Below are 20086 nucleotides of genomic sequence, written 5' to 3' on the forward strand. Positions count from 1 at the left end.
TATGGATAAACTAAATAAAACAGAAATTAAAACAAGTGAAGCTCCTTCAGCTATTGGACCATATAGTCAAGGTATTGTTGCTGGCCCTTTTGTGTATTCTTCTGGACAAATCCCAGCAGATCCTAAAACAGGTGAGATTACAGGTGGCATTGCAGAACAGACTTTTCAATCTCTCACTAACCTTAAAGCTGTAGTAGAAGCTGGTGGTAGTGATATGGAGCATGTTATAAAAACTACAGTCTTTCTAAAGAATATGGATGATTTTGCTGCAATGAATGAAGTATATTCAAAATTCTTTAGCGAAGGAATTAAACCTGCAAGATCAGCTGTTGAGGTTGCTAAGCTACCAAAAGATGTATTAGTTGAAATTGAAGCAATTGCATTAGTTAAATAATTTGCTTAATCTAAAAAGAGCCCACTTATTAGTGGGTTTTTTTGTGCTAAATAATTTCTTCAAAAGTTGCATTTGTACATTTAGCTAAATCTTTTGGATTAATAATTAATTGAAGGCCTCTTACACCAGCGCTAACATAAATTTTTTCTTCTAGGAGAGCAAAGTCTGAAATGAAAGTCTTATAATGTTTAATCATCCCGATAGGAGAGCAACCTCCTCTGATATAGCCAGTGGTTTTTTTTAACAAATCCAATTTTAATAATTCAATTTTACTTGAAGAAGTTAAGGCTTTAGCCTTTTTTAAACTGACATCGAATTCAGCAGGTAAACAAAATACATAAATTTCTTTTCTTTCATTTATCATTACGATAGTTTTATAAACTAAATCAATATTTAAATTAGCTTGTTTTGCAACATGAACAGCATCTAGATTATTTTCATCAACCTCATAAGCTTTTACTTGATAAGGTATTTTTTCTTTTTCTAAAATTCTCATTGCATTAGTTTTTTTTAAAGAACTCATAGCTATAAAATACTATTTGTCAAAAATTTAGTAAAGTTGGATATAAAAAAAACTAGGCTAATATAAATTAGCCTAGAGAAATTTTAAAATATTATTTTTCATCAATTGCAAAAGGAGTACCTAAAGCTGAAGGAGAAGCAAAGCTACCTTTATTTTTAATACTATTTATAGTCATAATAATTAAAGTAAGAACAGTAATAAAATAGGGGGCTATTGCTAAGAATTGTACAGGAATCCACATTTTAAAACCAGCAGCTTGCAAGAAGAATTGTAGGCTGGTTATTCCTCCAAAAACTAAAGTCCCTATTGCAACTCTAGCTGGGTTCCACGCACTGAAGATTACAAGTGCTATGGCAATCCAACCGATACCACCTGTCATACCATCATTCCAAGAAGGGGTGAAAGATAGAGATAGTGCTGCTCCACCAATTCCTGCGAAAAAACCACCTAAAACTGTATAAATATATCTAGTTCTATTAACGTTTATTCCCATAGCTGCAGCTGTTCTAGGTGCTTCTCCAACACTTCTGAGAGCTAATCCATATTTAGTTTTATACATGAAATACCAAGATAAAGGTAGTAAAATATATAAAAAGTAAGTCAGTATTGAAACATCAAAAAAAGCTCCAATTATAGGAATTTTATGGATTAGTGGTATTTGAATGTTTTCAAATTTAGATGCGATATTTAAACCAACTAAGTTCAAAGAATTTTCAACTGGTCCTAAACGTTTTCCTAAAAAGTTAGCGAGCCCAGTACCAAACATTGTAATAGCTAAACCTGTAACAACTTGGTTTGATCTAAGAGAAATTGTTAAAAAAGCATGGATAAAACTAAATAAACCACCAGCTAACATAGCAATTAAAAGTCCTAGGAATAAACTCTCTGTATGGTAGGTAACAGCAAAACCAGAAAGTGCTCCCATTAGCATGGTACCTTCTAAACCTAGATTTAAAACTCCAGATTTTTCAGTGAATACCTCACCTAAAGTAGCATATGTTAAGCTAGTACCCATAGCTAAAGTAGCAGCTAATAATTTTGTTATTAAATCTAATGTGTTCATTATTTATCTCCCTTAGCTTTTCTAGCAGGCTTGATTTTATGATCAATGAAAATACTTCCAGCCAATAATGGAATTAGTATTAAGCCTTGTAGTACATCACCCATAGAGGATGGTAAACGCATTGTAATTTGTAGAGCATCCGCTCCAGTTTCCAGAGCCGCTAAGAATAGAGCAATAATAATTGAAACAAAAGGATTTAATCCACTCATCCAAGCTACAATGATACCAGAGAATCCATATCCCCCATCAACGCCTTTTGTTAGGCAGTGAGTAACTGCTGCAGCATCAATACCACCTGCTAAACCCGCAATTCCTCCAGAAAGAAGCATTGCTAAAATAATATTTCTTTTAATAGAGACACCTTGGCATCTAGCAGCTTCACTATTTTTACCAATCATATTTAACTCAAAACCCCAACGAGTTTTGTATAAAACAAAATAAAGAATTACTACTAGAATTAAAGCGATAAAAATTCCGTAATGAACTTTTCCCCAGAATCGTTGAATCCATGCAATTTCAGGATATTTTACAGTTCCCATATTATTTTTAGGAGCTTTCCAAGCTGAAATATAAAGATATTCAGCAAAACCAATTGCAATATAATTCATCATTAATGTTGTTAGAGTTTCATCGACTTTCCATTGAGCTTTAAGTGCACCAGGAATTCCACCCCAAATACCACCAAATATTATAGCCATTAGGATTCCAACTGGAAGTAATAAATAACTAGGTAACCAAGTCCAAAATTGCATTACCCAAGTTATACCAATAACACCCATTACATATTGGCCTTCAGCTCCGATATTCCAGAATCTTAGTCTAAAAGCAATACCTACAGCCAATCCACACATTAAAAGTGGTATCATCTTTACTAAAGTATATTGGATTTTAGTACTAGAACCGAAAGCTCCTTTGAAAATAGCAGCATAGGTTTGGATAGGATTAGCTTTAGAGAGTAAAAGAACAAAAGCTCCTAAAACAAACGATATCAAAAGAGAGTAAATGGGAATTAAGATTTGCATCTTTTTTGATTTTTCATTTCTTTTTTCAATTATGAATCGCATTCTTCACTCCTTTCAACACCTGCCATTAATAAACCAATCTCTTCAGTTGATGCATTTTGAGCATCCATAATGTCCATAATTTTACCTTCAAACATTACAGCAATTCGATCACATACTGTTTTGAGTTCATCTAGCTCTTCGCTGACTAAAAGTACAGCTGAGCCACTATCTCTTTGAGCAATTATATTCTGTCTAACAGATTCAATAGCTCCAACATCAAGACCTCTTGAAGGGTATACTGCAATCAAGATTCCCTTACAAGAATTAATCTCACGTGCTAATATAGTTTTTTGGATATTACCTCCTGAGAGGAATTTTGCACTAGTAAATTGATTCGGAGTTTTTATAACAAATTTTTGAATTAGTCTAGAAGCAAATTCTCTAACTTTAAATTTATTTATCATATGGTGATTAGATAATTCAGAAGTACGATATTTTTTCATACTCAAGTTTTCACCAACACTCATATCTCCAACAATACCCATTCTTCCCCTATCTGCAGGGATATGGCTAACTCCTGCTTTAATTATTTGAAGAGGTGTTTTGTTTGTATAATCTTCTCCATCGATTAAAATAGAGCCTGAGTTTACTTTTAATAAACCGGTAATAACCTCACTTAGAGGTTGTTGTCCATTACCTGCAACTCCTGCAATTCCTAGTATTTCACCACTACGAATAGTAAATGAGATATTATCTAAAACTTTTTTATTATGAGTTTTTGAATTAACAGTTACATTTTTTAATTCAACACGAACTTTACCAGGTTTGAAAGGACCTTTTTCAAGTTTGAATAATACAGGTCTACCTACCATTAGATTAGCAATTTCAGAAAGTTCTTTAATTGATGAGGTAGGTTTTACACCAACGCATTTACCTTTTCTTAAGACCATAAGAGTTTCAGAAAATTCTAATACTTCAACCATTTTATGAGTAATAAAAATTGCACTTTTACCTTCACTGAGCATTTTTTTTAGAATTTTATTTAACTCTTTTGATTCTTTAGGTGTTAAAACAGCAGTTGGTTCATCTAAAATTAAAATATCGGCACCACGATATAAAAGTTTTAAGATTTCAACTCTTTGTTGTTCTCCAACAGTTAAAGTTTCAACAAGTCTTGTTGGATCAACTTTTAAGTCATATTTTTCACTTAACTCTATTATTTTTTTATTTATTTCAGCTATAGGAGGAACTGTAGGTAAATCTTTCAACCCCAAAATAATATTTTCAGCTACAGTTAGATTTCCTACTAACATAAATTCTTGGTGAATCATACCAATACCTAAAGCCATGGAGTCTTGAGGTGAATTTATGATAACATGCTTTCCATTTACATAGATTTCTCCTTCATCAGGTCTATATAAACCAACGAGCATATTCATTAAAGTGCTTTTTCCAGCACCATTTTCGCCAAGTAAAGCTAGAACTTCACCTTTATGCAACTGCAGGTTAACATCTTCATTTGCAACTACTCCTGGAAAGCGCTTGGTAATATTTTTCATCTCAACTACGAGAGTTTTTTCCATTTTTTATCCCTATACATGATTTTAATCTAGTTTCAAAAATAGGGGTAGAAAATCCTACCCCTATTAACCAACTAATTTTGGTTGATAGTTTAAATGTTATTTAGTTGAACCGATGACGCCTTCAACAAACCAATCCATTGTTAACATATCTCCGTCACTCATTTTCTCGCCAGCAGCTTGTCTTTGAGTTCCTTCGTTATCAACTAATTCACCCCAGAATACGTCAAAAGTATTAGCTCTCATTTCATCTTCAATAGCCATTACTTTATCAACAGTTTCTTGAGGAACTAAATCTGAGATAGGTGAAAGTAAAATCATTTCATCATCAAGACCACCCCAATAAGATTGAGAAGTCCAAGTTCCATCCATTGCTTTTTGGATTTGAGGAATCATGTAGCTACCCCAGTTCCACATTGGTGAAACAAGAACGTGATCGCTACCTGTTAATTCCATAAAGTTTGCGTTATATCCAATAGCATATGCGCCTCTATCGATAGCAGCTTTAGCTGGTTCAGTAGTATCTTGGTGTTGAGCAATAACATCACAACCACCATCTAATAGAGATTCAGCTGCTTGTCTTTCTTTAGAAGGATCGAACCAAGTATTAGTCCAAACAACAGTTACAGTTGCATCAGGATTTTCGCTTTTTACACCTAATGTGAATGCATTTATACCACGAATAACTTCAGGAGTATTGAAAGCTCCAACATAACCGATTTTGCCAGATTCACTCATTTTACCTGCGATAACACCAGAGAGGTAACGCATTTGATACATACGTCCAAAATAGTTAGACATGTTTTCATTATCTAAATAACCTGAACAATGTTCAAAATAAACATCTGGGTGTTCTTTAGCAACATTTTGCATATATTCTTGATAGTTATAAGAATTAGCAAAGATAATTTTACAACCTTCATCAATTAAAGCTTCCATTGCTCTTTCACTTTCTTCGTTTTCAGGAATGTTTTCCATTCTGATAACTTCAATTTTGTCACCAAAATATTCTTCAGCAGCAATTGTTCCTTGATCATGCATGTAAGAATAACCAAAGTCGCCAGGAGCTGAGATGTAAATAACACCAACTTTCATAGGTGCATCATCACTAACTTCAGCTGTTTCTTTTGCACCACTTGCAAAAATTGGTGAAAGAGTGACTAGAGCACAAGCCAATAAAATAGATAATTTTTTCATTATTTCTCTCCTTATCTAATGAATTAATCGTGATAATTAAATCACATTTAAGTATAGGGTACTACTTAAGCGTTGTCAAAAAAGTTTAATTGTAATTTAAATTTTTGACAAATTATCATGTTGTTATTTTTATTAATTTTGAAAAAAAAGGCAACAGAAAGAAGGAAAATAAATATTATTTTATTTAAAAATGCAACATTTTTGCTGAATGTAGTTGCATAAATAAGTCTAATTGTTTAAAAAAAGTTGTATTTTTTTTTATTTAATTACTACTTAAACTTTCTAAATTAATTTTGGAGTATTTTTTTTAACTTACTTTTTGTGTAGTATTATAAGAATATTTCTATTTTTCTTTGTTTTAAAGTGTAACTTTTTTATTTTTTAGGCATTTGTTTAGTAACAAGTAGTACTAGACTTTTAAAGATTTATGAGTCAATATATAAGCACTTAAAACACAAAAAGGAGATAATTGTGCGACTTAAGACAAGTAAACCTATAATTGTTGTTTTAGTATTAGGATTATTATTAAATTTACAGTTATTTGCTATTGATAATGAACAAGATATTTCTGGCTTTGTTGTTAGTTCTCCAATTTACAATAACTTAGAAATAGATGAATTAGATGCTCTTAATATTGAACAGCAATCCTTCAACGAGCAGTTAGGATTATTAGATGGACTAGAACCTATTGATAGTTCTCTAATGTTGCTTAGGGCCATCAGTGATTCCCAGTACCCAATAACTCCTGGCGATACCTTTCAAATAGATTATTTAGAAGGGAATGACCAAAAACAATTATTGCTTCAAGTTAATAGCGAATATAAAGTGAATATTCCGCAAATTGGAATAATCGATGCTGAAAACATGGTTTTGCCTCAATTGATAGAAGCAATTAAAAATAATATTTCCACATATTATGCATTTTCTTCCCCTCAAGTTACTTTAGTTTCTATAGGGGTTTTTTCTGTTCAAGTAATTGGTGAAGTAGTAACTTCTACTACATTTACTGCAAATGGATTAACTAGATTAAGTGAAGTTGTAACAGTTGCAAGTACTTATGCAAATACGAGAGATATTTTAGTTAAAGATAAAAATGGAAATATTAAACATTACGATTTATATTTGGCTTTGAAAAAAGGTGAAATTGATCAAAATCCTCTTCTTAAAGCTGGTGATACTGTAATATTAGAGCCTGCCAAAAAAATTGTTAATATATATGGTAATGTATATAAACCTGGCACATATCAACCAAAAGAAACTGAAAGTTTAAAAGATATTATTGATTATTATTGTGGTGGCTTATTATCAAGCGCTGATAAAAATAAAATAGTAATTAATCGCTATGATTCTGAAAATAATAGCTTTGATCAAATAAAAGTTGATTATGAAAGTGATATCGAAATAAATAATTTAGATAAGATAATAGTTCCAAGTATCAAAATTGCTAAAAATAGTATTACTGTCGAAGGTGCTATTGTTGATGTTAATACTAATAGTTCAACAACAGCTTCAACATTAGGAATGGCTAGAGGCTCAATAATTTATAAATTCTTCCCCGGTGAGACTTTAAAAGAGATGCTTGATACTATATCATTTAGATTTACAAATTCTAGTGATTTAGAGCATTCCTATCTTCTTAGAGATAGTAAGAGAATACCAATAAATATCCTTTATTATTTAACAAGTGATGTAGAGGATGATGATATTATTCTTCAATCTGGTGATAGGATAATTATTCCGTTTGGCCAAAAATATGTAAATGTACAAGGTGAAGTTGAGAGAGCTAATGCTTATGCTTATGAGCCAAATAAAAAAGTGAACTATTATATCGCTTTAGCTGGTGGTAAAACGAAGGATGCATCTAACAAAATAAAAATTATTGATTCAAATGGCAATATATTAGATTCTGATGATTATATCCCTTCAGGGGCAACAATATATATAGAAGAAGATAAATTTAAAACTAATATTGCTACTGTAGCCTCAATAGTATCAATAATATATTATTCTGTTTATATAATTAATTTATCACTTGATATCTTTGGTGCTAATTAGGAGAAAATTGTGGATTTAGAAAATAATATAAACGAAGAAGGTATAAGTATAAGTGAGCTATGGGGAATTTTTAAAGCTAGATTTACTTGGTTTATAGTTACTCTTGTATTAGTAGTTCTTGGAGCGATTGTTTATCTGCAATATGTAATTCCGCAATACTCTTCAACAGTAACTGTGCTAGTAGAACCTATAACTACTTCCTCTTCCTTAGATGACTTAATGTTGACAAATTTAAGTTCTAGCTCTTCAAAAATTTCTACAGAAATTGAATTATTAAAGAGTAGGGCAAATATCGATGCAGCCTTAGAATTATTGGATTTGAGTCAATATAAAGATTCAGTTGGTATTCCATACAGTGAATTTTATGAAATTAGTCCTGACAGTGATAAAATCTCTGTATCTTCAGTCAAAGATACAAAGTTAGTATCTATTTCTGTTACAGATGAAAATCCTCAATTTGCTGCTGATTTTGCAAATGCATTATCTGTAAGCTATGATAATTTATTAACTAAAATAGCAAAAAATTCCAAAACTACTCAAAGAGAATTTTTAGAGACCCAAATTCCAATCAATGAAAAGGAATTAAAAGAAGCTTCTGATAAATTAAGTGATTACAAAGAAGAATCTGGAGTTCTACAACTTACTGAAAAATCTTCAATGTTAGTTAATCAAATTTCTTATTATGAGCTTAGGAAAGAACCTCTTAATTTACAAAAAATAGAAGCAAATAGTAAAATTGATGATATAACAGAGAGCTTGAAAGAGCAAAATATTAATTTACCATCGCCAAGTGAATTGACAAGCGATAAAACATTCCAAGATTTTGTTGAAAATTATTCAATAAATGAATCTGAACTTATAATGTATGAAGCTGTAAATTCTTCTACTAGTTCAGATGAATCAGCTATTAGTTTTGAATCAAGAGTAAGTGAATTAACAAGTACTTTATCTTCCATTTCAAAAAAGATGTTGGATAATTTAAATCTAAAGATGAAAAAATATTCAAATGGAGATGTTTATACAACTGCCTTGTTAAATGAATATAGTAGGGCTGTATTAACAAATCAACTTTGTGATATCGCTTTATCGGTTTTAGACGAAAGGGCAGAACAGTTTAGTCAAGAGTTAGATCAATTACCAATTATAGAGAGGAAAGTCACAGAGCTTCAAAGAGATGTTACCGTCTTACAACAAATTGGTGTTCAGCTTCGAACAATGTTAGAAGAAGTTAAATTAGTTGAAGCTGCTGTTACAGGAAATGTAACTTTAGTAGATAAAGCTGTTATCCCAAATAGACCAGTTAGTCCAAATAAATTATTAATATTAGCCGTTTCTATTCTTTTAGGGGCTGCTTTAGGATTCTTGTTAGCCTTAGTAATTGATATGACTGACAATACTATTAAAACAACAGAGCAAGTTAGAAAAATTTTAAAAAATACTACAATACCTTTATTAGGTTGGATTCCCTTAGTAAAAGGCAAGACTTTAAACCCATTAGGTAAAACAAATATTGGATATCAAAATCTATCAGTTTATGAAGATCCGTTAGCTTTTGAAAGTGAAAAATACATGTCTATTGTATCTAACATAATTTATTCTGGCGAATTTGGGAAAAACAAAAGTATAACAGTAACTTCTTGTGATGTTAGTGAAGGTAAGAGTTCTCTAGTTGCTAACATGGCCCTTTGTTTAGCAAATATGGGAAATAGAGTTTTATTAGTTGATGGGGACTTTAGAATGCCTTCAATTGAAGCAAAATTTGGTTATTCTAGAGCTAAAGTTGGTTTGGTTAATCTAATTCAAGAAGACAATGTCAGTTTAGAAGATATAATATTACAACCGATTGAAGATATGCCTTTCCTTCATATTTTACCACCAGGTAGATTTCCTTTAGTTCCAATAGCTGTGCTATCTAACCCAAAAATGGATATATTAAAGTCTTTAATAGGCCCTTATTATGATTATATTTTAATAGATGCTCCACCATTAGAATATGCATCAGAGGTTATGACTTTTGGGGAAAGATTCGATTCTTTAGTAATTAATATTAGAGCTAATGTTACAACAAAACCAGCATTAAAAACATTGTTGCAATCTTTAGATAGAGTTCAAAATAAGATTTCCGGTGTTGTTTTAAATGCTTGTTTACCAAAAGATGCTGAAACCACAGCAAATGTAAGCAGTAAATATGGTTATGGTTATGGCAGTAAATATGGAAGTAAATATTTCTATGGTTCTGAGAAAAATAAGAATAACAGAGCAATTACTTCAAGACATAAAGCAATTAGACTTTATAAAGCTAGTTTGCGTTATAGAAAGATAAGAGACACTGAATGGCAAAAAAATAGAGCCTCTGCTCCAATTGCAGTTTTAACAAAAAAAGGTGAAAGTAAACCATTTGAATTTTCTGCAAAGAAAACAGTTAATAATAAAGAACAAAATTATGATGAAATTCTTGATTTGTTAGAAAAAGATCCTTTAGCTAAAGGTAAATCTAAAGAAAAATCTTCTAACAAAAATGAATCTATTAACGATAAGGATGATAAAGGAAAAGCTTAGGAGAGTGTCTAAATACAAATATAATCAAAAAAAATATAGCTTAGAAGCTTTTTGACTCTTGAAATTTGTTTTATATTTTTATAGAATTTAAAAAATTTGGGTTAAGAACATTTTAGGAGTAGTTTATGAACATAATAGAGCGATTATATCTCAGAAAATATAAGAGTTTAGCTACTTCTATTATTTATTTATTTATTATATAAAATCAGTCTTTTTTAGACTGATTTTTTTTTGTAAGGAGAGAATATGGATAATTTCTTTGTAGGAAGATCTTTGTGTGTTATTGATGATTTTAACATTGAGGAAAGAGCTTATTTATTCAATAAAGTTAGAGATTTAAAAAAAGCTATGGCAGAAAATGATAAGCAAAAGTTAGATACTTTTAGAATCAATGATCCTGATTTTGGTATATATGAAGTTTTTCTTGAAGATTCAACTAGAACAAAAGAATCCTTTAAAAATGCAGCAAAATTCCACCTTACAAAAGTAAGTGAGCTATCTGCATCAACATCATCCTTTAATAAAGGTGAAAGCTTTAGTGATACCTTTAATACACTAGCAGGTTATTCAAATTCAATATTTATTATAAGAAGTAAGGTAGAAGGAGTTTGTGCACATCTAGAAAAAAAATGTTCAGAATTTGCAAAGCGAAACAGTTTAGTTAGAAAACCCTCATTTATTAATGCAGGAGATGGAAAACATGAACATCCAACTCAAGAGTTATTAGATGAATATACCTTTTTAGAAGATAATAATTTCAATTTTGATAATATTCATGTTGCCTTAGTCGGTGATTTATTTCATGGTAGAACAGTCCATTCTAAAGCAAATGGATTAAAATTATTTAAGAATGTTAAAATTGATTTAGTAGCACCTGTAGAATTAGCTATGCCTGAGACTTATTTAAATACAATGAAGGAAAACGGTTTTGATGTAACAATTTACACATCAATTGAAGAGTATTTAGAAAGTGGTAAAATCGCACCTCAATGGTATTTTACAAGGCCACAGCTAGAGAGAATGGGTGAACAAATTTTAAAGAGGCAAGCAGAACTTAGATCAGCTATTACATTTAGAAAAGAGTTTTTGAATAAATTACCACAAGGAACAAAATTCTATCATCCACTACCAAGACATAAATTAACTCCAACAATACCAACTTTTTTAGATAAAACCTCTCTAAATGGTTGGGAAAAACAATCTATAAATGGTATGTATGTTAGAATAGTCCTACTAGCTATGTTAGGTGGATCTTTAGGAAAAGATTTTACTCCTAAACTAGAAGTTGAAGATAAATATAAAGATGAAGAATACATCTTTAGAGTAGAGCCTAGTAACAAGAAAAAGCGAAAAGACTATAGTGAAGGTGTCAATCCAATTGATAATGGAGTAGTAATCGATCATATTTGTAAAGGCGATAGTCCAAGAGAAATTAGAGAACATATGGCTTTAATTAGTAAGATTATCGAACTAGATGATGAGAGAGGTGGTGAATGGGTAAGTTGTGGTTCTGACAATAAATTCAAAGGCATTATATTTAGACCTGGTAATAAGACTTTTACAAGAAAAGAATTGAAAAGGTTAGCAGCTATAGCACCAGGTTGTACATTGAATATAATTAAAGATCACATAGTAGTTGAGAAATATAGAACAACAATGCCACCAAGAATATATAATTTTGAGAATTTATGTTGCAAAAATGAAGCTTGTATTTCCAACCCCGCACAAGGCGAAGGAGTAGAGGCCATGTTCTTTAGGACTAAAGATCATAAATTCATATGTAGTTATTGTGGTAAAGCTCATAGCTTTAAAGAAATATTTAAAACAAATTAGTAAGGATTTGAGATATGAAAAAAGTTGAAGAAATTAAAAATGAATTCGGAAATCAATTAGCGGATATCGCTTTAGAACTAGGGGCAATTAAATTACAAGTAAACAATCCTTTTACTTGGGCTAGCGGATATAGAATGCCTATATACAATGATAATAGAAAGTTATTAGCTAATGCTGATGCAAGACTACTAATAGCTACAGCTTTTGAAAAAATGTGTGAAGCATTAGATTTTGATCCTGATAATATAGCAGGTACAGCAACAGCTGGAATTCCTCATGCAACTACATTAGCAGACAAACTTAAAAAAAGCTTAAGTTATGTAAGATCTTCTTCAAAAAGTCATGGGCTAAATCAAAAAATAGAGGGGCTTGGTTCTTCACGCTCATATGAAGGTAAGAAAGTTTTATTAATTGAAGATTTAATTTCAACTGGAGGCTCTTCTATAAAAGCTGTGAAAGCTATAGTTGAAGCTGATGGAATATGTCCTTATACCTTAGCCATATTTACATATGGACTTGAAGCTTCTAAAAAAGCCTTTGATTCATTAGATCCAAAATGTGAGTCATATACAATTTTAGACTATGATACAATGGTTAAAAGAGCTTTAGAAATAAAGTACATAGATGAAGAAGAAGCAATAGCCTTAAGAGAGTGGAGAGAAGATCCATTTAATTGGGGAATTAAGCGTGGATTTGCAAAAGTTGAGGAGTAGAAAAAGTAATGAATTATATTGAGAAATTAGAAGAGAGTGCTAAGCGAGTAAAGAACATAGCATGTATGGGTTTAGATCCAAAAGTAGAAGTTCTTCCGAAGTCTGATAAGAATTTAAGAGAATTATTAAATGATTATTTTTATCAACTTTTTAGAAGAATGAGTTTAACAGGCTTAATACCTTCAGCTTTTAAACCAAATATTGGTTACTATCAATCATTAGATAAACCTAGAGATGAGAATTTTGAAGGATCATTAGCTTTAGGTGATATCTTAGACATGGTTGAAAACTTTTTCCCTTCAATCCCAATAATTTTAGATTCAAAAAGAGGAGATATTGCAAGAAGTAGTTTAAATTATGCACTTGAAGCTTTTGAATGTTGGAATTGTGATGCTACAACAGTCTCCCCATATATGGGTAGTGATTCTGTTTCTCCCTTCCAAGTAAAAAATAAAGGGCTTTATGTTTTAAATCGAACTAGCAATCCAGGCGGTAAGGATTTACAAAACTTACTTTGTTCAGATAATACTCCCTTATACTTAGAAGTAAGTCAAAAAATAGTTGAATGGAGTGAAAAAGAAAGTGGTATTGGTGCAGTAGTTGGAGCAACATCAATGAAAGAATTATATGATATAGCACAATATTACAGTGATAAACAAATTCCAATGTTAATTCCAGGAGTTGGCTCACAAGGTGGTAGTGCTACTGAAGTAATAAATAATTTAACTAAAGCTAATTACCCTTTATATCTAGCAAGAATAAATAGCTCAAGTGGACTAACTCATCCATGGAAAAGTGGTAATGCACCAGATGATTGGTTAGATTTGTGCATTAAGCAAATAAAAGATTTATTAGAAGAGACAGCAATTTAAAATATGAAAAAAACATTATTAGAAACATTATATAAAAACCATTGTAAAGAAAATCCTCATTTATACCTTTCTACAGTAAGTGGTGTTGTTACAACAAATAGAAATCTTATCAACTATATTGATAAGAAAGTTAAGTCAATAGATATTATCACAACAAAAAGCTATCAAGTAAAACCAAATTTAGGGAATCGAGAGCCAATAGTATGTGAAACTGAGACAGGTAATTTTGGTAATTCAGTTGGGCTTAGAAATCCAGGATTAGAGAAAGCAATAGTAGATATTAAGCAACTTAGAGAAGATAAGATTGATGCATTTTTAAATGTAAGCGTATCTGCAAATACTATTGAAGATTTTATAACCCTTTGTAAAGCTTTTAATGGTCTCTCTTCTTCAATTGAATTAAATTTTTCATGTCCACATGCCTCAAAAGGGTTTGGTTCTTCGATAGGTTGCGATTTAAATATTGCTAGTGAATATGTAAGAGAAATTAAAAATAACGTTGATTTTAAAAGCCTTCTTTTTATAAAATTGACTCCTAATGTAGATAACATAGGTGAGATTGCAAAAGAGTGTATTAACAATGGTGCAGATGGTATAGTTGCAATCAATACAGTAGGACCAGTTGTACATATAGATCCAGTATCTAAGACTCCTATTTTACAAAATAAATTAGGAGGTAAAGGTGGTAAAAGTGGAAATTGGGTATATAAAAGAGCACTTGAGTGCGTAAAAGAAATTAGAGAAGCTATTGGCGATGAACCAATTTTAATAGGAATGGGGGGAATAGACAATGGACTTAAAGCTAGGGAGATGGTTGAAGCAGGTTGTGATGCAATAGGGATTGGCTCAGCATTTGCTAGAGTAAAACAACCAAATTGGAATAGCTATTTTTCAACTATTAAAAAAGAATATGAAACAGGTAGTTTAGAATCTGATGCTTTCCTTATAAAAGAAAGACAGATGGCATATAAAGCTATGAAAATAATTTCTATTAAATATCATTCTAAAGATACTATTATAATAGAGTTAGATAAAAACCTACGCTGTGAAGCAGGTGAATTTGCTTTTTTATGGATGCCTGGAATAGGAGAAAAACCCTTTACCTTAGCTAATGATGAACCTGTAACTTTTGTAATTAAAAGAAGAGGAGAATTCACTAACGCCCTTTGGTCATTAGAAGTAGGTGACACTCTTTATGTTAGAGGAATTTATGGAAAAGAACTTGAGAATAGAAAAAGTAAAAATGCTTTATTAATTGCTGGAGGAACAGGTGTTGCAGTGCTTCCTTCTTTATGCCGTAAATTAAAAGCTGAAGATACTAATCTTAAAATCTTAGTAGGCACTAGTGAAGAGAAATCTAAAGATGCACTATTAGAATATGCACTTTCTCCAATGGGGGACTTTAAATGTGTCTATGATGAAGGTGTTGTTGCTAGAGTCTTAAATGAATTAGATGATATAGAAATATTAGATGACACAAATGCTTACATAATAGGACCTGAGATATTTATGGCAACAGCTGCTAAGAAACTTATAGATAGAGGCTTTTTAAAAGAAAATATATATTTATCTATGGAAAAAAGTACTCGTTGTGGTGTTGGAATGTGTGGAGAGTGCGTTTGTGGTGAAGTTTTAACTTGCCAAAATGGAACTTTTTTAAAGTATGAATATATTGAAGAATTTTCCCCAGAAACAATAGAGAGGTAATTATGGTTGATCCCCATGTTCATTTAAGAGATTGGAATGACTTAAAAAAAGAGACAATTTATCATGGTTTAAAAGTTGCTTATGAGTGTGGTATAAATGAAGTTTTTGATATGCCAAATACAAATCCTCCTTTAATAAGTAGGGATGCAATTTTAGATAGAATCTCAAGTGCTAACGAAGCAATTTTAAAGTTGAAAAAGAAAGATATTTATTATCATGTTTATGCAGGACTTACAAAAGATAAAAAGCAAATTGAACAAGTTGTTAGTGCATATAATGAGTTATTTCCTTTAGTAATAGGCTTAAAATTGTTTGCAGGCCACTCTACAGGTGGAATGGGGATTATAAGTTATAAAGATCAAGAAGAAGTTTTTAAAACACTAGTTAAAGAAAAATATAAAGGTGTGATTGTAGTTCATTGTGAAAAAGAAAGTTTATTAGATAATTCGAAATTTAATAAAAGAGATTTTTCTTCTCAAAGTGTAGCTAGACCTAAGGAAGCTGAAATTGAGAGCATTAAGGATATATTAAGTATAGGAAGAAAAACAAATTTTGAAGGCACAATTCACATAGCACATTTAAGTACTAAAGAAGGATTGAGTTTAATAAATGAGGCAAAAAATAGTGATAATCCATTTTTAATAAGTTGTGGAGTTACAGCTCATCATGCACTTTTAACAAAAGAAGCAGCTAATAATAGATCATATGCAAAAATGAATCCCCCTTTAAGGGAAAAAGAAGACAGAGCAGCTTTATTTAATGCTTTGTTAAGAGGTGGCGTTGATTTTATAGAAAGTGATCATGCTCCCCATACCTTAGAAGATAAAGAGGCAGGAGCAAGTGGTGTTCCAGGATTTTCGGGAACTTTGCTTTTAATAAAAGAATTAATAGATAACAATATTTCAAGAGATAGAATTAAAGATTTAATGGGAAGAAATGTTTATAAAGTCTTTGGTCTTGATACAGATGGAGTTAATTTTAATATTAAAAATGTAAGTAAATTAAAAGATATTTCCAATAAAATAGCTAAAGAGTATCCATTTGATGCTTTTATTTCTTTGAGATAAAAGTTATCTTATTATTTTTTAAAAAAAGGTCTTAAATTAGGACCTTTTTTATTATATTCATACATTTTATAAAATAAGTTTAATGAGAAAAAAATACATTCATTTAAGTAAATGGAAAATAAATTAAAAAATCAAAAAAGATGTTCATTCTCACAGTTAACACTTAAAGAGTTTATAGATAACAATAATGAAGAAAAGTAGTCTTAACTTAATTTATTTGAGGTTGAAACTATAGATACTTTATAATATATTTAGGAAGAAAGTAATTAATAAAAATAAAATCTTAAAATAAAAATTGTAGAGGAGGAAATTAAATGTCAGATGATAGTGGCAGTCCTTTGCCTAAGCCTTTAGAAAAAAACTTACCAGTTTCCTCCCTTAATAGCTAAAAAGTATTGCTTTGTGCTTTGAGAGGAAACTTCTTGGAGGACAATTATGATTACATTAAGAAATAATGTAGTATCACGAGTTCCAGGTGATACACCACGTAATACAGATTACGTATGGGTTGATGCAAGAGACATTAACAGAGATGATATAGCAATACTTGAAGAAGAATATGCAATTGATAGTGAACTTTTAGCTGATATAATGGACCCGGATGAACAAGCACGTATAGAAAAAGAAGATGATTATACAGCTTTAATTGTTCGTCTACCTGCTAAAGATGATGATTGTGAAGGTGTAAATCAATATGCCATTCCTTTAGGTATAGTTCTATATAAAAATATGGTTATAACAATATGCCAAAGTGATTCAGTTGTACTTGAAGATTTTGCTAAAAAAAGATTTAGACAATATCCTGTCGAAACTAAAGAAGGTTTTGTAATATCAATTATGGAGAGAGCTGCTTTAGTTTATATTAGATTATTGAAATATATTAATAGACAAAAAAATCAAGTAGAAGAAAAACTAAGTGGCGTTGTTATGAATAGAGAATTGCTTCAATTGATGCAAATTCAAAAAAGTTTGGTTTTCTTTAAAACAAGTCTAACCACAAATGAACTATTGTTAGAAAAGCTTCAAAAATCACCATATTTCACACTTTCAAGTGAAGAAGAAGTGGATTTTCTTGAAGATACTATTACAGATAATAAGCAGGCTATTTCTATGGCTAATATATATTCTGATTTACTTCATGGAACAATGGATGTTTTTGGATCAGTAATTAGTAATAATATGAATATTATAATGAAGAGATTAACAGTCCTTTCAATTGCACTTATGTTTCCAACCTTTATAGTAAGTTATTATGGCATGAACGTAAAACTTCCATTTGCATCAATACCTTTTATTTGGGCTTGGTTGTTATTTGCTTGTATAATTTCTGCAGTAGTTGGAGCTTGGGTTATCTCTGATAAGAGAAATAACAATGTACTTCAAAAAGTAAATTCTCTTGAAGATAAACAAAAAGAAAAAAAGAAAAAAAAGAAAAAATATTTATCATGAAATGCAAATGGCAATTTCTCTGAAATTGCCATTATTAATTTAAGAGTAGATGAAGAAAAATAATTGAAAAAAAAAGAAGATATTATGGAAAAAGTTATATTAGACACAGATATGGTTGATGGCTTTGATGATGGTGTAGCTCTATTGATGTTAGAGAAAGCTAATAATATAGAATTACTTGGAATTTCAATAGTTGCAGGAAATACATCAATAGAAAGAGCAACAGCTTCAGCAATAAGACAATTAGAAATAATAAATTCTAAAACTCCAATTTACATAGGAAGTGGAGAGCCTCTTTTAGAAAGTCGATATAGAAAAGAACATTTTAAAAGAGAAGAAGAACTTGGGCTTAAAATAAACTATGCGGGGTATTTGAAAAAATATATAAATTCACCTTTACTTAAAACCAAAAATATTAATTCGATTGAAGATTATAAAGAAGTTTATGAAGCAACATATAACAAAGAGTGTACTTACAATAACGTTTTTCATGAAAACAACAAAGATAAAGAAGGAAATAGTTCAGCCATTGACTTTATGATATCTCAAGTTAATAAATATCCAAATGAAATAACGATAATAGCAATAGGCCCCTTAACAAATATAGCTAAAGCCATAGAAAAAGATAAAACTTTTTCATCAAAAGTAAAAAGAATAGTATATATGGGAGGTGCTTTTTATTGTAGTGGTAATGCAACTAAAACTTCAGAGTTTAATTGGTGGGTTGATCCTCATGCTGCAAAAATATGTATAAATTCAAAATGGGGAAATCAAAAAACAAAAGAAGGAAATAACTTTAATAATCAAATAATATTTTCCCTCGATGTAACACAGCACACTTCATCAATTCCTCAAATTATTTACGATAAGATATTAAATACAACATACAAAGAATTTAGAGAAATTCTTTTAAAAAACACAGGAGAAAAAGCACCTAAAAACATTTGGGATATATTTGCAGCAGCTTATGTAATTGATACTGATATTTTAATTGCAGCAAACAATGGAAAAACTTTAGAAAGTAAAGAAAATGGTGTTTATGTTGATATAAATACAAATTTAGATAAAAACTTTGGAAAATCTTTTGTTACTACTAAAAAAGATAATTCAAAAGTAAACAAAGCTTTAATAGCAAATTATGTTGATGAGGATATATTATTCAATAAGTTATTATATCCCTTATTAAAAAAATAATTCAAAACATAAACACAGTTTAATTTTATTCTTTTTTCTCCCCAATTAGTTGATAATGAGTTTTTCTATAAAGGGAGGGAGAGAGTCCAGTATTATCCTTAAAACATTTAGAAAAATGGAATTGACTATTATAATTTAGTTTTGCAGCAATCTCTTTAATACTTAGAGAAGTAGTAGCTAAAAGTGATCTAGAAGCTTCTAATTTTAGCATTGAGAAATATTTAATAGGAGGAAAACCCATTTTTTTGCAAAATAGTCTATTAAAGTAAATAGGATTTAAAGAAACATAGTTAGCTAATTCATCTAAGCTAATACTTTCAAATAAGTGAAGTCTCATATATTTCAAGGCTTTTTCAACAGCAATATTTATACTTTCTTCTTCAATGAAATCTTGATTTAGACTATATAGAAACCCTAATAATTTATGACAACTAGAAAGCCTAAGGTTAATATTTTTACTCATACCATTATCTTTAATCCATTCAAAGAAAAACCTTTTATTTTCATTTAAAGTAATAGGGCCTTTTTCGTTTAAACGTTCAATTAATTCTCTATCAGCATTATCAAATTCCATTAGTACAGCATAGTATGAAATATATGAATCCTTATTAGCCGTAATTTTATGAGGGATTAAGTCTGAAGTGACAAAAACTTGGTTTTCTCTAATACTATATTTTTTTTGGTTTGTTAAAAAAGTTCCTTCCCCTTCTAAAAAATAATGAACCTCGAATTGCTTTTTTTTATGCGAGTGTAATCTTTGGTGCCAAGCTAATTCCTCTTCTTCATGAAGCTGTAATACAAATACACAATCTAAAATATCCATAAGTTAATATTATATATGTAAAATAAATTTTGTCCATGTTTTTATTTATATTT

At 30.3% G+C, this 20086-nt stretch carries 16 protein-coding genes; 10 read left to right on the forward strand and 6 right to left on the reverse strand.

Annotated elements, in window-relative coordinates; translation table 11 throughout:
- The first annotated feature begins 1 nt into the window (after position 1).
- Complete coding sequence (locus ACZ5SO_RS14850) at positions 2–394, forward strand: RidA family protein (RefSeq protein ID WP_464625676.1); 393 nt, start codon at positions 2–4, stop codon at positions 392–394.
- Between the two features lie 46 nt (positions 395–440).
- Here the strand turns inward: ACZ5SO_RS14850 and ybaK are convergent, their stop codons facing one another.
- The 5 genes from ybaK to ACZ5SO_RS14875 form a co-directional block, all read right to left on the reverse strand.
- Positions 441–917, reverse strand: a complete 477-nt coding sequence (gene ybaK, locus ACZ5SO_RS14855; protein ID WP_464625678.1) for a Cys-tRNA(Pro) deacylase — start codon at positions 915–917, stop codon at positions 441–443.
- A 91-nt stretch (positions 918–1008) separates the two neighbouring features.
- Entirely contained in the window at positions 1009–1980 is a 972-nt protein-coding gene (locus ACZ5SO_RS14860) for an ABC transporter permease (protein ID WP_464625679.1), read from the reverse strand.
- Positions 1980–3044 carry an ABC transporter permease gene (locus ACZ5SO_RS14865; protein ID WP_464625680.1) on the reverse strand — a complete coding sequence of 355 codons (1065 nt, stop codon included), beginning with the start codon at positions 3042–3044 and terminating at the stop codon, positions 1980–1982. Before ACZ5SO_RS14865 ends, ACZ5SO_RS14860 begins: the two co-directional genes overlap by 1 nt.
- Positions 3032–4567, reverse strand: coding sequence for an ABC transporter ATP-binding protein (locus ACZ5SO_RS14870; protein WP_464625682.1), 1536 nt, complete (start codon positions 4565–4567; stop codon positions 3032–3034). The genes ACZ5SO_RS14865 and ACZ5SO_RS14870 overlap by 13 nt, the downstream gene beginning before the upstream one ends.
- A 96-nt stretch (positions 4568–4663) precedes the next feature.
- Positions 4664–5761, reverse strand: coding sequence for a BMP family ABC transporter substrate-binding protein (locus ACZ5SO_RS14875; RefSeq protein WP_464625683.1), 1098 nt, complete (start codon positions 5759–5761; stop codon positions 4664–4666).
- 471 nt (positions 5762–6232) lie between these two features.
- Here ACZ5SO_RS14875 and ACZ5SO_RS14880 point away from each other — a divergent pair, with 471 nt between their 5' ends.
- From ACZ5SO_RS14880 to ACZ5SO_RS14920, 9 genes are all read left to right on the forward strand, one after another.
- Positions 6233–7816, forward strand: a complete 1584-nt coding sequence (locus ACZ5SO_RS14880) for a polysaccharide biosynthesis/export family protein (RefSeq protein WP_464625685.1) — start codon at positions 6233–6235, stop codon at positions 7814–7816.
- Between the two features lie 9 nt (positions 7817–7825).
- Entirely contained in the window at positions 7826–10375 is a 2550-nt protein-coding gene (locus ACZ5SO_RS14885; RefSeq protein ID WP_464625686.1) for a GumC family protein, read from the forward strand.
- 246 nt (positions 10376–10621) lie between these two features.
- Entirely contained in the window at positions 10622–12208 is a 1587-nt protein-coding gene (locus tag ACZ5SO_RS14890) for a bifunctional aspartate carbamoyltransferase catalytic subunit/aspartate carbamoyltransferase regulatory subunit (protein WP_464625688.1), read from the forward strand.
- A 14-nt stretch (positions 12209–12222) separates the two neighbouring features.
- Positions 12223–12921, forward strand: coding sequence for an orotate phosphoribosyltransferase (gene pyrE / locus ACZ5SO_RS14895; protein ID WP_464625689.1), 699 nt, complete (start codon positions 12223–12225; stop codon positions 12919–12921).
- Positions 12922–12929: 8 nt separating this feature from the next.
- Positions 12930–13793 (forward strand): orotidine-5'-phosphate decarboxylase, encoded by an 864-nt coding sequence (pyrF, locus tag ACZ5SO_RS14900; protein ID WP_464625691.1) that lies wholly within the window; start codon positions 12930–12932, stop codon positions 13791–13793.
- Positions 13794–13796: 3 nt separating this feature from the next.
- The gene (locus ACZ5SO_RS14905; RefSeq protein ID WP_464625692.1) at positions 13797–15500 is read left to right on the forward strand and encodes a dihydroorotate dehydrogenase; all 1704 of its coding nucleotides are present in this window, start codon (positions 13797–13799) and stop codon (positions 15498–15500) included.
- 2 nt (positions 15501–15502) lie between these two features.
- Positions 15503–16567, forward strand: coding sequence for an amidohydrolase family protein (locus ACZ5SO_RS14910; RefSeq protein ID WP_464625693.1), 1065 nt, complete (start codon positions 15503–15505; stop codon positions 16565–16567).
- 435 nt (positions 16568–17002) lie between these two features.
- Positions 17003–18016, forward strand: coding sequence for a magnesium transporter CorA family protein (locus ACZ5SO_RS14915; protein ID WP_464625695.1), 1014 nt, complete (start codon positions 17003–17005; stop codon positions 18014–18016).
- Positions 18017–18079: 63 nt separating this feature from the next.
- Entirely contained in the window at positions 18080–19210 is a 1131-nt protein-coding gene (locus ACZ5SO_RS14920) for a nucleoside hydrolase (protein ID WP_464625696.1), read from the forward strand.
- 25 nt (positions 19211–19235) lie between these two features.
- On the opposite strand, the gene ACZ5SO_RS14925 is transcribed toward ACZ5SO_RS14920, so the two are convergent.
- Positions 19236–20033 carry a helix-turn-helix domain-containing protein gene (locus ACZ5SO_RS14925; protein WP_464625697.1) on the reverse strand — a complete coding sequence of 266 codons (798 nt, stop codon included), beginning with the start codon at positions 20031–20033 and terminating at the stop codon, positions 19236–19238.
- Between the last annotated feature and the right edge of the window lie 53 nt (positions 20034–20086).

Source organism: Pleomorphochaeta naphthae (assembly GCF_055396005.1).

What these genes read in the sequence shown, in the direction of transcription:
- ACZ5SO_RS14870 (WP_464625682.1), bottom strand. Translation starts at nt 4,567, where the DNA reads ATGGAAAAAACTCTCGTAGTTGAGATGAAAAATATTACCAAGCGCTTT.
- ACZ5SO_RS14910 (WP_464625693.1), top strand. Translation starts at nt 15,503, where the DNA reads ATGGTTGATCCCCATGTTCATTTAAGAGATTGGAATGACTTAAAAAAA.
- ACZ5SO_RS14865 (WP_464625680.1), bottom strand. Translation starts at nt 3,044, where the DNA reads ATGCGATTCATAATTGAAAAAAGAAATGAAAAATCAAAAAAGATGCAA.
- ybaK (WP_464625678.1), bottom strand. Translation starts at nt 917, where the DNA reads ATGAGTTCTTTAAAAAAAACTAATGCAATGAGAATTTTAGAAAAAGAA.
- ACZ5SO_RS14925 (WP_464625697.1), bottom strand. Translation starts at nt 20,033, where the DNA reads ATGGATATTTTAGATTGTGTATTTGTATTACAGCTTCATGAAGAAGAG.
- ACZ5SO_RS14890 (WP_464625688.1), top strand. Translation starts at nt 10,622, where the DNA reads ATGGATAATTTCTTTGTAGGAAGATCTTTGTGTGTTATTGATGATTTT.
- ACZ5SO_RS14850 (WP_464625676.1), top strand. Translation starts at nt 2, where the DNA reads ATGGATAAACTAAATAAAACAGAAATTAAAACAAGTGAAGCTCCTTCA.
- pyrE (WP_464625689.1), top strand. Translation starts at nt 12,223, where the DNA reads ATGAAAAAAGTTGAAGAAATTAAAAATGAATTCGGAAATCAATTAGCG.
- ACZ5SO_RS14905 (WP_464625692.1), top strand. Translation starts at nt 13,797, where the DNA reads ATGAAAAAAACATTATTAGAAACATTATATAAAAACCATTGTAAAGAA.
- ACZ5SO_RS14915 (WP_464625695.1), top strand. Translation starts at nt 17,003, where the DNA reads ATGATTACATTAAGAAATAATGTAGTATCACGAGTTCCAGGTGATACA.
- ACZ5SO_RS14860 (WP_464625679.1), bottom strand. Translation starts at nt 1,980, where the DNA reads ATGAACACATTAGATTTAATAACAAAATTATTAGCTGCTACTTTAGCT.
- ACZ5SO_RS14875 (WP_464625683.1), bottom strand. Translation starts at nt 5,761, where the DNA reads ATGAAAAAATTATCTATTTTATTGGCTTGTGCTCTAGTCACTCTTTCA.
- pyrF (WP_464625691.1), top strand. Translation starts at nt 12,930, where the DNA reads ATGAATTATATTGAGAAATTAGAAGAGAGTGCTAAGCGAGTAAAGAAC.